This window comes from Mesorhizobium sp. PL10, assembly GCF_053714315.1.
Genome location: NZ_JBSKBR010000022.1, coordinates 62,902 through 71,387, shown reverse-complemented (window position 1 = coordinate 71,387; position 8,486 = coordinate 62,902). Strand labels below are relative to the sequence as shown.

General features: G+C 61.9%; 11 protein-coding genes. 8 read left to right on the top strand and 3 right to left on the bottom strand.

Annotation, left to right across the window (positions count from 1 at the left end):
* Both ACWGTO_RS26875 and ACWGTO_RS26870 read right to left on the bottom strand, forming a co-directional pair.
* Nucleotides 1–574 (bottom strand): transposase (locus ACWGTO_RS26875; RefSeq protein WP_454577817.1); only part of this gene is annotated, 574 nt, incomplete at its 3' end.
* Nucleotides 575–635: 61 nt separating this feature from the next.
* On the bottom strand, nt 636–839 hold the full coding sequence (locus ACWGTO_RS26870; RefSeq protein WP_454577816.1) for a hypothetical protein: 204 nt from the start codon (nt 837–839) through the stop codon (nt 636–638).
* A 138-nt stretch (nt 840–977) separates the two neighbouring features.
* On the opposite strand from ACWGTO_RS26870, the gene ACWGTO_RS26865 reads away from it, so the two are divergent.
* Nucleotides 978–1,136, top strand: coding sequence for a hypothetical protein (locus ACWGTO_RS26865; RefSeq protein WP_454577815.1), 159 nt, complete (start codon nt 978–980; stop codon nt 1,134–1,136).
* A gap of 248 nt (nt 1,137–1,384) precedes the next feature.
* On the opposite strand, the gene ACWGTO_RS26860 is transcribed toward ACWGTO_RS26865, so the two are convergent.
* On the bottom strand, nt 1,385–2,353 hold the full coding sequence (locus ACWGTO_RS26860) for a LysR substrate-binding domain-containing protein (protein ID WP_454577814.1): 969 nt from the start codon (nt 2,351–2,353) through the stop codon (nt 1,385–1,387).
* A gap of 111 nt (nt 2,354–2,464) precedes the next feature.
* On the opposite strand from ACWGTO_RS26860, the gene ACWGTO_RS26855 reads away from it, so the two are divergent.
* The 7 genes from ACWGTO_RS26855 (at nt 2,465) to ACWGTO_RS26825 (ending at nt 8,363) form a co-directional block, all read left to right on the top strand.
* Complete coding sequence (locus ACWGTO_RS26855; protein ID WP_454577813.1) at nt 2,465–3,298, top strand: hypothetical protein; 834 nt, start codon at nt 2,465–2,467, stop codon at nt 3,296–3,298.
* A 49-nt stretch (nt 3,299–3,347) separates the two neighbouring features.
* The gene (locus ACWGTO_RS26850) at nt 3,348–4,274 is read left to right on the top strand and encodes a DMT family transporter (RefSeq protein ID WP_454577822.1); all 927 of its coding nucleotides are present in this window, start codon (nt 3,348–3,350) and stop codon (nt 4,272–4,274) included.
* Entirely contained in the window at nt 4,267–4,485 is a 219-nt protein-coding gene (locus ACWGTO_RS26845) for a hypothetical protein (RefSeq protein WP_454577812.1), read from the top strand. The genes ACWGTO_RS26850 and ACWGTO_RS26845 overlap by 8 nt, the downstream gene beginning before the upstream one ends.
* A 170-nt stretch (nt 4,486–4,655) precedes the next feature.
* A complete protein-coding gene (locus ACWGTO_RS26840) occupies nt 4,656–5,102 on the top strand; it encodes a MucR family transcriptional regulator (RefSeq protein WP_454577811.1) in 447 nt (148 codons plus the stop codon).
* Between the two features lie 133 nt (nt 5,103–5,235).
* Nucleotides 5,236–7,113, top strand: coding sequence for an ABC-F family ATP-binding cassette domain-containing protein (locus tag ACWGTO_RS26835; protein ID WP_454577810.1), 1,878 nt, complete (start codon nt 5,236–5,238; stop codon nt 7,111–7,113).
* Between the two features lie 125 nt (nt 7,114–7,238).
* Nucleotides 7,239–7,634 (top strand): thioredoxin family protein, encoded by a 396-nt coding sequence (locus tag ACWGTO_RS26830; protein ID WP_454577809.1) that lies wholly within the window; start codon nt 7,239–7,241, stop codon nt 7,632–7,634.
* A 9-nt stretch (nt 7,635–7,643) separates the two neighbouring features.
* Nucleotides 7,644–8,363, top strand: coding sequence for a cytochrome c biogenesis CcdA family protein (locus tag ACWGTO_RS26825; protein ID WP_454577808.1), 720 nt, complete (start codon nt 7,644–7,646; stop codon nt 8,361–8,363).
* The last annotated feature ends 123 nt before the right edge of the window (nt 8,364–8,486 follow it).

Here is an 8,486-nt window from a genome sequence, read left to right as displayed (position 1 = left end):
CGAACCGGCCGTCGCCATCGAACACCACGATCGGCTGGAAGCCGTACTCGTCGTGATGGGCGTTGAACAGACGAAGCTGTTGGCCGCCGTGCACGGCGTCAAAGGTGTCGTCGATGTCGAGCACGATCCGCTTCGGTACCTGCCGGAAGGAAGCGCAATAGAGATCGACCATTGCCCGCCCCATCGCGACCAGTTCCCGCACGCCGGGCAGGTTCTCCAGCCGGCACATTGTCGATTGCGACGCCAGATCCCGACCCGAAGGGGGCGCGTCCTGGGCCATCTTGAAGACCGGATCGGAGCGCAGCCGGTTAGCGTCATTGCCGTCCTCATAGCCGGCGGCGATCATCTTCATGCGAAAGCCGATCATGTCGGCCAGGCTGTGGACGACTTGGTCCGGGCAGCGCGGATCGTCGATGCAGCGCGCCAGACGGTCGGCCACACGCAGCCGCTTTTCCACTTCGGCCAGAGCCAGAACGCCGCTGTTGGACGACAGCATGCCGCCGTCGAAACGGGCGACGACGGACTTGCCGCCGACAGATGACAAACCGCTCAGCGGCAGCGTAAGATCATTCATGGCGGGTGTGGTCTCCGGGAAATGATTCGGATCGGCCTTAGCAACCAAATCCTACGTCATTTCAATGGCTTGCACCACATCCGCCAACCCCCAATGAATTTTTCAGGTTAGCTCGCACCGTCATTGCCGCCGGCTGGCGGCGCAAGGTGCGTTCGTCGCCCGGCATCGGTAGCGGATCGAAATCGTCGGGCACGGCGTCGATCGCCTCCTTGGCGACGCGATAGGTAGCATAGGCGAGTAGGCCGGCTATGAGCAGACGGATCATGGTGTAACTCCTTTGCGCAACCAACCGCAAAGGCGGCATTTGGTTCCAGCCGTCCGAAGACGTCGCTTGCGGGCGTGCAACCAAAGCCGAACAACCTCGTTGCCTCTACGAAGGAGAGGGCAGACCTGGGAGGTTGCCATGAAGACGCTTCTGATCCTGCTTGCCGTCGGCCTTGCGCTAACGGCCTGCGACAGCAACATCCAGCCGACCAAAGCCCCGGTGCTTAATCAAACCCCGCAGACGGATTCGGCGCCAAAGCCGGCAACTGGTGGCGAACAACCGTCACCGGCGCAATGATCGTCTCAAAATAGGGGGTGAAGCGAAAAGGCGCCTGAGGGAAGAAGGCCGGCGCCGCTTGGGAGGAAGCTGAAAGCGCCGGCCAAGCGGGAAAACTGGCCCGCCGCGCGACCAAATATAGCTGAGTCTTTCCTCTGCGTCATGAGGTGGGCCGCATCGACTGCTCCATGACGGCGCTCCTGCACAAAATCACAGAAAGACCCTGGAAGCGATCATGGCTGAGGACAGAGCCGTCGGCAGGAGCGACCTCAGGCCATCGCCTGCCGCAGCACCGGGCCGCTGGCGATCTCGGCGTCCAGTTGGCACTGCGTCAGCGCCGCCTCGGCCATGATCCACTGCTTGAACAGTTCCACCTTGCGCGCGTAGGGCGCGGTGACCGGGCTGACGAAATACCAGCCGGCGGTGTTGGGGTGATGGACGGCAAACGGCGCCACCAGCCGCTCGGCGCGGATGTCGCTCGCCATATAGGCGCGGTTGGCAACTGCAAAGCCCATGCCGGCATTGGCCGCCTCATAGGACATCATGCAGGAATCGAAAAAGATGCTCTTGGCCTCGCCGAGCACGGAACTCGCGCCGGCAAAACCCAGCCACGACTGCCAGTTCTGTGTGCAGGTGTCCGAATGCAGCAGTGTGAAATGCCTGAGGTCGTCCGGCGTCACCTTTGACAGCGGCTTGTCGCCGAGAATCTCGTGGAACAGCCTCCTGCTGCATACCGGCGTCAAATCCTCCTTGAACAAGAGGTCCGCCGTCAGGTCGGGAAAGCTGCCGTCTCCATAGCGGATCTCCAGGTCGAACTCGGAGGTGGCGAACTCATGCGTGGCATAGGAGGTCGAGACCCGCATCTCGATTTCGGGATATTGCCGCTGGAACAGCGGCAGGCGCGGAAACAGCCAGCGCGCGGCGAAAGTCGGCAGCACCGAAATCTTCAGCACATGCGCCTGCGACTGTCCGGTGGCTTCCATGCTGGCTGCCACGATCCGCTCCAGCGCCTCGCGAACGCGCGACACATAGGTCTCGCCCTCGGGCGTCAGAGAAACCGCATTGCCGCCACGCTGGAAGATCTTGAAGCGCAGCTGGTCCTCGAGGCTTTTGACGCGCTGGCTGACCGCGGAAGCAGTAATGAACTGCTCTTCTCCGGCGCGCGTAAAGTTACGGTGCCGGGCGGCACTTTCGACAATCTTCAGCGAATTGAGGTTGACCTGGCTGAGCAGACGCACGCGTTTCGACCTTAAGCTGGGCTTACACTAGCACCAGCATTCCTAATTTTACAGGGGTGGGGAAATTAATCGACTGTTTACCAAGTGATGTCCCCACCCTGGAGAAGTAGAATGAACGCCCATACCATTCCCGATTTGCGCTATGCGATGAGCCGTGAAGCCATTATCGGTCACGAAACAGCCTGGAAAGTGTCGAGTTTTGGCGTTGCGCAGTATCTGCACGGCTACGACCCGGCGTTGTTGGCGGCGATCGAGGAGGCGGCGTTGAAGCTCAAGTCCAGCCACGCCGTGCACAAGCATCTCGATCTGACCTTCATCACCGGCGCCGACCGCTTCATTCCGGAGATCAAGGAACTGCTGCATGACAAGCTGCGCCTGGAACGTCTGTCCGACATGATGGGCACCAAGCTCGAGCCTTACCCGCTGTCGATCGTCGGCTCAACCGTCACTTTCATGAATCCCAAGGACGGCGCCGTCGATTGGCATTGCGACGGCGTTCCGGTCACCGAACTCATTCCGCTGTCGATCAGCAATCCGCTGGTTGGCGGCCATCTCGAAATTTACTGCGACGATTCCGAGACCGGCCGCGCCATCCTCGAATCCGGCAGCGAGATCCCGCGCAACCGTATCATGCGCATCGATCATAAGATGAACTACGCAACGCTTGGGCAGTTTCTTGGCGTTCTGCACCGGACGGCACCGATCCAGTTCGGTGACCGCGTCACGCTGGTGCTCAACCAGCGCTCGGTGGCCAAGCCCTATGTCGATGACAACCGCATGTTTTATCTCGCAGCCGACAATGACCATGATCGCGAATGGGTCAACGAGCTGGCCGAAGACGTCTGGACAAACCAGCTGCCGGCCTATCGCCGCTTCGAGGAAGAACGTCCGGTTGCGGCGGCGACCGATGCGCCGTCCCCGGGCGGCTCGAGGGAATCATGGTAGCCAGAGCATAGAAGTGGACACCGGTTTGACCGTCGGTTCGGAAGAAATCATGGTCGGCGATAGGGGCAGGGCGCCGTCCCGGCCTTCCCGGGATGGGTCGGGCTCGCCATCCGCGCTGGTTTTTGCCGTTGGCGCGGTCGCGCTGTGGTCGACCAACGCGCTGGTCGGCAAATCCCTGCTGGCCAACCACCCGGTGTCGCTGGTGCAGTTGCTGCAGTTTTGCGGAGCGGCGCTGGTGTTCGCCGTGATCCATTTGGCGAGCCGCAAGAATGCGGCGCGGGAAAACGCGGCCACGACCGCCCAGGCGGTCGCGGTCGGCATCATCGGCCTGGTCGGCACCATGGTGCTGCAATACATCGCCTTTGCCTCCATGCCGGTGATCGAGGCCAATCTCGTCGCCTACACCTGGCCGCTGATGGTCGCGGCGGCGGTCATCGTGCTGGGCAAGCCGCAACGCCCCGTGCTCCTCGGCTTGACTGCCGTGGTCGGCTTTGTCGGCGTGGCGCTGGTGATTTCGGGTGGTCGCGGCCTGTCTTTTCTCCAGGGCAGCATCGTCGGCTATCTCGCCGCCTTCGGCTCGGCGCTGTGCATGGCGTTCTATTCGATCGCGGTCGCTCGCCTGGCCACATCGTCGGAGCGTTTGCTTTTGCCTTCGGCACTGGTCGGCGTCGGCCTGACCTTGCTTTGGTGTGTTCACGACGGCGCGGCTTGGCCAACTGGCGCGGACCTTCTGCTTGGCCTCTATCTCGGCGCCGGTCCTATGGGGCTGGGCTACTATTTCTGGTCGCGCGCCTTGAAGCTCGAAGGCGGCGGCAAGGTCGCGGTTGTCGCCTATCTGACGCCGATCGCCTCGACGCTGCTGCTGACGCTGTCCGGTGAACGGCTGACGCTGACCGCGATTGCCGGTGCGATCCTCGTCATCGGTAGTTGCATTGCGGTGGGCATTGAACGCTCGGAGGCAGAAAACCATGCTTGACGACGATGAACGCCTCGCCAGACAGGAAGCATACTGGCTGATCAAGGAGTTCGGCGCCGAGGCGCCGCTCTATGCCGCGATGAAAGCCGAAAAGGCGATTGAGCAAAAGGATTTCGGGCGGTGCGCCCGCTGGAAACGTGTTCTAGAGATATTGGCCGATTGCAGACCCGTCGGCTCCGCAACGGCGAAATCGGCCGCTTCGAAGTATTAGATTTTCTAATTTGCAAAGTTGCAACCTGATGTGGAAACATCCTCCTGTACCGAGTCTTGATGATTTATTGACCCTTAACGACCCGCTGGGGGGGTGCTGTTAAGTGGATACATCGAGAACACTCTTCAAAAAAATGCCGGCAACTGCATCACCGGCGGGAGAAAAACAAATTGCAAACTCTCGACAATAAGACTGCCATTGAACTGACCGCCGACATTGTATCGGCCTATGTCGGCAACAATCCACTGCCAGCTTCTAGTCTACCGGATTTGATCGCAAGCGTCAGCGCATCGGTTCGCAAGTTGGGCAGCACGGTTGCCGTGGAGAGCCCTGCGCTTAACCCGGCCGTCAATCCGAAGCGTTCGGTGTTTCCTGACCACATCGTCTGCCTTGAGGATGGCAAGAAATTCAAGTCGCTGAAGCGCCACTTGATGACCGATCATGGGCTCAGCCCGGACGAGTATCGCACCAAATGGAGCTTGCCGTCGGACTATCCGATGGTGGCGCCGAACTATTCCGCGACCCGTTCGGCATTGGCCAAATCCTCGGGCCTCGGCCGCAAGCCGGCCGTCCCGGCCGCCGCGGCCAAGGTCACGAAGCGCAAGACGAAGGCCTGACCCAGGTCGTCTCTGAAAGTTATCAGTTTGCAGTCATGGACGGCGCGCTTCAAGCGCGCCGTTTTCATGCCTTATGCCCCCGCCGGCCCCCAAGCCCTTGCGAAGCGCCGCCCTCCCGTGCAAAAGCCCCGGCATGCTTATCATCAACGACCTTTCGCTCCGCATGGCCGGGCGCCTGCTTCTCGACCATGCCTCGCTGACCTTGCCGGCCGGCACCAAGGCTGGTCTCGTCGGCCGCAACGGCACCGGCAAGACGACCTTGTTCAAGGCGATCACCGGCGATTTCCCCTCCGAGACCGGCTCGATCAGCCTGCCCAAGAATACTCGCATCGGCCAAGTGGCGCAGGAAGCGCCGGGCACCGAGGAGCCTTTGATCGAGATCGTGCTCAAGGCCGACCTCGAGCGCACTGCGCTGCTTGAGGAGGAAAAGACCGCCACCGACGCGCACCGCATCGCCGACATCCATATGCGACTGGCCGATATCGACGCGCATTCGGCGGAATCCCGTGCCGCGACCATCCTTGCCGGCCTTGGCTTCGACGACGCTGCGCAGCGCCGCCCGGCCTCGTCCTTCTCTGGCGGCTGGCGCATGCGTGTGGCGCTCGCCGCCGTGCTGTTTGCCGAGCCCGACCTTCTGCTGCTGGACGAACCGACCAACTATCTCGATCTCGAAGGCACGCTGTGGCTGGAAAACTATGTGTCGAAATATCCGCACACCGTGCTTCTGATCTCGCATGATCGCGACCTGCTCAACCGTGCCGTCAACTCCATTGTCCATCTCGACCAGAAGAAGCTGACCTTCTGGCGCGGCGGCTACGACCAGTTCGAGCGCCAGTACACCGAGCAGAAGGAGTTGCAGGAGAAGGGCCGCGTCAAGCAGGAAGCCGCGCGCAAGCACATGGAGTCCTTCGTCGAACGCTTCCGCGCCAAGGCTTCGAAGGCCAGGCAGGCGCAGTCGCGCATCAAGGCGCTGGAGAAGATGAAGCCGATCGCCGCGATCGTGAACGACACGGTGCGGCCGTTCTCCTTCCCCGAGCCGGTGAAAACGGTGGCGTCGCCGATCATTGCCTTGAACAACGTCAATGTCGGCTACACCGAGGGGCAGCCGATCCTGAAGAAGATGACGCTGCGCATCGATGCCGACGACCGCATCGCGCTGCTCGGTGCCAATGGCAACGGCAAGTCGACCTTCGCCAAGCTTCTGTCGGGCCGGCTGAAACAGGAAACCGGCACCATGACGGTTGCGCCGGGCCTGAAGGTGGCGATCTTCGCCCAGCATCAGCTCGACGATCTCAGGCCGGAGGAAAACGCCTACGAGCATGTTCGCCGGCTGATGCCGGAGGCGCCGGAATCCAAGGTGCGCGGCCGCGTTGCCCAGTTCGGCCTGACGACCGAGAAGATGAACACCGCCGCCAAGGATCTGTCCGGCGGCGAGAAGGCGCGCCTTTTGATGGGCCTGTCGGCCTTCGAGGGGCCAAACCTGTTCATCCTCGACGAACCGACCAACCATCTCGACATCGACAGCCGTGAATCGCTGATCCATGCGCTGAACGAATTTCCTGGCGCCGTCATCCTGATCTCGCACGACCGGCATCTTCTGGAGGCTACCGCCGACCGGCTGTGGCTGGTCAAGGACGGCGCGGTCAATCCGTATGATGGCGACCTGGAGGACTACAAGACTTTGGTCACTGGCGTGTCCGGAGACCGCCGCGGCAAGCGCGAGGCCGAGAAGGCATCAAAGGCCGATCGCCGCCGCGATGCGGCCGCGCGCCGCGCCGCCTTCGAGCCGCTGGCCAAGGAAATCCGCGCCACCGAGGCGCTGATGGATCGGTTGCGCAAGCGCATCGACCTGATCGAGGACGAGCTGGCCAATCCGGCCGTCTATGAGAAGGACCCGTCGACGGCGACCCGGCTCGCCAAGGAGCGCTCGCAACTGGCACAGCAACTGGCCGGCCATGAAGAGAAGTGGCTGACCATGTCGGCGGAGTATGAGGAAGGCACGGCGGAGTAGGGCGCCTCAGGCGGTCACGTTGCCGTGTGCCTGTAACGATCGACCCTTGTAGCGCGAATAACGAAGTGCATGGTCATGGCCATATCCCGGCCCTGACAGTTCGCCAAAGCCTGCAGGAGTATGAAATGCTCGACCGCCGCACGTTTCTCGCCGCTCTGACGATGATATCAAGCCTGACTTCCGCTTCGGTGGTGCTGGCGGACGCTCATCAGGCCTACACCCAGCAGGCGTTTGACGCCGCGCAGAAGGCCGGCAAACCGATCCTTGTTGAGATCACGGCGTCCTGGTGTCCAATCTGCAAGGCGCAAAAGCAGGTTCTGGGTCAGTTGCTGCCGATGGCTGAGTATTCGGATCTGGCAGTATTCGAGGTCGATTTCGATTCCCAGAAAGATGTTGTCCGCGCCTTGGGCGCTCAGGCGCAGAGCACGCTGATCACCTTCAAAGGCGCTGCGGAAGTAGGTCGGCTCGTTGGCGTCACGCAGGCGGACTCCATCAAGCAGTTGCTCGACACCACCATCTGAGTGGCGGCGATGCTGCTAGGCTTCGGGTTTTCGTTTCTGGCTGGCGCGCTGTCGACTCTATCGCCCTGCGTGCTGCCGCTGATTCCGGTGGTCCTTGGCGCTGCCGTCAGCCAGCATCGATACGGACCTGTTGCGCTGGCCGGCGGGCTGGCCCTGTCATTCATGGCCATCGGCCTTTTCGTGGCCACGATAGGCTTCTCCATCGGACTTGACGGAGGCGTCTTTCGCAGCGCAGCCGCCGTGCTGATGCTGATATTCGGCGCCGTGCTGGTGACCCCATCGCTGCAGGCTCGCGTCGCGCTGGCTGCCGGTCCGGCCGCTAACTGGGTCGAACAGCGCTTCGGTGGATTTTCTTCCGTCGGCCTTTGGGGCCAGTTCGGCGTCGGCATCCTGCTCGGCGCGGTCTGGAGCCCATGCGTTGGGCCAACGCTTGGCGCCGCTTCCGTCCTGGCCGCTCAAGGCAAAAACCTCGGTCAGGTCTCGGCAACCATGACCCTGTTCGGTATTGGTGCCGCGGTGCCGCTGCTGGTCCTCGGCACGCTGTCACGCGAAACTCTGCTGCGTTGGCGCGGTCGCATCGCCGAAGCCGGCGGCTGCCTCAAGATAGCGCTCGGCGTTCTGTTGCTACTGACCGCCGGCGCCATCCTTTCAGGCTTAGACAAGGCGCTGGAGACAACGCTGGTCAATGCCTCACCTGACTGGCTGACGGCGTTGACGACGCAATTTTGAATGGGCCAGACCTCGGCCACCATCGCACGTAGGAATTGTGGATCAAGGCGGGTAGCAGTTTAGCGCTCGATCCCAAGGCAAGTGTCATTTGCCCCGAATGTGGTGAGGCACATGCGCTGCCCG